Source organism: Brachyspira sp. G79 (assembly GCF_002379365.1).
In the GTDB taxonomy this organism is placed as follows: Bacteria; Spirochaetota; Brachyspiria; order Brachyspirales; family Brachyspiraceae; genus Brachyspira.
Genome location: NZ_JQIU01000014.1, coordinates 1 through 2,302, shown reverse-complemented (window position 1 = coordinate 2,302; position 2,302 = coordinate 1). Strand labels below are relative to the sequence as shown.

The window sequence follows — 2,302 nt, the reverse complement described above, 5'->3', positions numbered from 1 at the left end:
CTTGCAAATATTAAAATATATTTAAATTGATATAATCTATAGTTAAATTATCTGAATTATCTAAATAAGTCTTTGTTATAATTATTTTATATGTATCTGACTTATGTGTATAAACTTCAGATAATATATTTCCGTCAGTATCATCTAATAAATATTTATCAAGCTGTATATTATTAGAAGACAAACTGCTTAAAACATTTTCAAGAAAAACATCGGTATTATTAGAACTATTAATTGTTATTTGACCTATAGAATTATCATCTGTAAAAACTACAAGTTCTGCTTCATTTTCCCTTATCTTAATAGTCTTTCTTAAAATATTATTAGCTACAAAAGCTCTATCAATATCAAACATCTCAGATAAACTATCAAGTGAATCCTTAAAAGAAAGCGATGCTAAAGCCTTAATATCATTATTCCCATAAGTTATTATATTATAATATGTAAAAGGGCTTGTTATAGTTACAACTTCATAAGAGTTTATATTTTTATGAATTAAATTTGCTATTACTATAAAAATAACTAAAAAACAGGCAAATACAATAAATCTAATTACTTTCATCAACTTCTCTTAAATAAAAAAGATTATATTAAAAATAATAACCAATTATTATTTAAAATAGATATATTTAACTAGGTATATTATGATTTTCTATTAAAAGAATGTCATTAACCTCTTCTATAGAAAATAGCGGCATATCGCCTGCATTATAATACGATGGTTTTAATCTAAATGATAAAACACTTTCATACTGCATAAACTTTTCAGACTCTATAACAATATCTAAATTGACTTCTACTTCTTCATTAGAATCAACTTTTTTAGGCATAAAACAAAACATAAACTTTCCAGGTACATTACTTGATACTATAGCAGGATTAGGAAAATTAACCCCATACCCCTGAAGTATCTTTCCTTCGCAAAATATATAAACTAAAGCATTTTCTATTTTTTCAAAATTACTGGAAGCTGTAATATTACCCATTATACTAGGATAAGTTAAATAATATCCGCTTTCATCAATAGAAGGAACTGACTCAAGTAATGTATTTTCTTTTCTTCTGCTTACTATATCACAGGCATCTGCTATAATACTTAGTATTTCTGTGTTACTTTGAATAGGGTCTCTATTGTAGCTGTGAAGCACCCCCCTAGCACTTGTAACATACTGAGGCTGAACTCTATTTAAAGTATATGCTATAATATCCATACGCATATTTGTATTAACAGGAATATTTTTTTCTTTCAAATATGAATCCGCTAATTTTGACACTTTTTGTTCCATAAGATTTACTAAATACATAAAAACCGCCCTCCAAAGCTAATGATATTATACAAAACAAACTGTTATTTGTCAAAACAAATTTATAATTACAATTAATTTTTTATTGTTAAATTAACAACAAATAAAAATATAAAGTATAAAATTAGGTTTATAGTATTAGTTTATGAAATAAGAATAATTATATATTATTATTTTAAAATATAAACTTACAAACAAATATATTATTACATTTTGTTATTTTAGATATATATTTTTATCATAATTTTTCTATTTTCTCTATACTCAAACCTGTTACTTTACTTATAATATTAATATCTATATTTTCTTTTTTCATATTTTTAGCTAATGAATATTTTTCTCGTTCTATACCCTCTTTTATACCTTCTTTTATACCCTCTTTTATACCCTCTTTTATACCTTCTTCTTTTCCTAATCTCCTCTCTTCATCAAGCATTATTTGATTTCCATATAAATAAGCCTCTTTTTTCTCATATTCCATCATCATTAATCTACTTTTTACAAAATTATTATATTTTATCTGTACTTCTTCCATTATAGGTTTTTCTTTTACTATTTCAGACATAGATACCTCCAAATTTTTACTTGTAAATATTTTGAGCCAATAATTTAAATCTTTAGATAATACATTTTTCTTGAACTTTTTTAACTCTATTATATGTATCTGCAAATGGTCAGTTAGAAGTTTTTTATTATTCATCTCATAAAGCATATAGCATGAATGTATATTTTTAGTTTTATCCAAATTGAAATTAAGAAGATTAATACTTATTACAGGAGTAAGTTCATCGTATCTTTCACCATGCTTTAATAATTTGCTGTAATTAACTGCCCAGTAATATAATATACGTTCTGGAAATCTTGAATTACCTTGTAATTGTATTTCTATTATAACTACTGAGCCATTTTGAGTAATACACTTAACATCTACAATTGTTTCCTTTAAATTTTTATTCTTTTTTAAATTAAATGGTGTAAGTATTTCTACAGAGCGGAAA

3 protein-coding genes are annotated in these 2,302 nt (G+C 24.2%); all 3 read right to left on the bottom strand.

Annotated elements, in window-relative coordinates; genetic code table 11:
* Positions 1-10: 10 nt before the first annotated feature.
* Complete coding sequence (locus KQ44_RS14265; RefSeq protein ID WP_096738011.1) at positions 11-562, bottom strand: hypothetical protein; 552 nt, start codon at positions 560-562, stop codon at positions 11-13.
* Between the two features lie 67 nt (positions 563-629).
* On the bottom strand, positions 630-1,304 hold the full coding sequence (locus tag KQ44_RS14260) for a late competence development ComFB family protein (RefSeq protein WP_096738010.1): 675 nt from the start codon (positions 1,302-1,304) through the stop codon (positions 630-632).
* 238 nt (positions 1,305-1,542) lie between these two features.
* A partial coding sequence (locus tag KQ44_RS14255; RefSeq protein WP_143277897.1) for an Rpn family recombination-promoting nuclease/putative transposase occupies positions 1,543-2,302 on the bottom strand: 760 nt, incomplete at its 5' end.

What these genes read in the sequence shown, in the direction of transcription:
- KQ44_RS14260 (WP_096738010.1), bottom strand. Translation starts at nt 1,304, where the DNA reads ATGTATTTAGTAAATCTTATGGAACAAAAAGTGTCAAAATTAGCGGAT.
- KQ44_RS14265 (WP_096738011.1), bottom strand. Translation starts at nt 562, where the DNA reads ATGAAAGTAATTAGATTTATTGTATTTGCCTGTTTTTTAGTTATTTTT.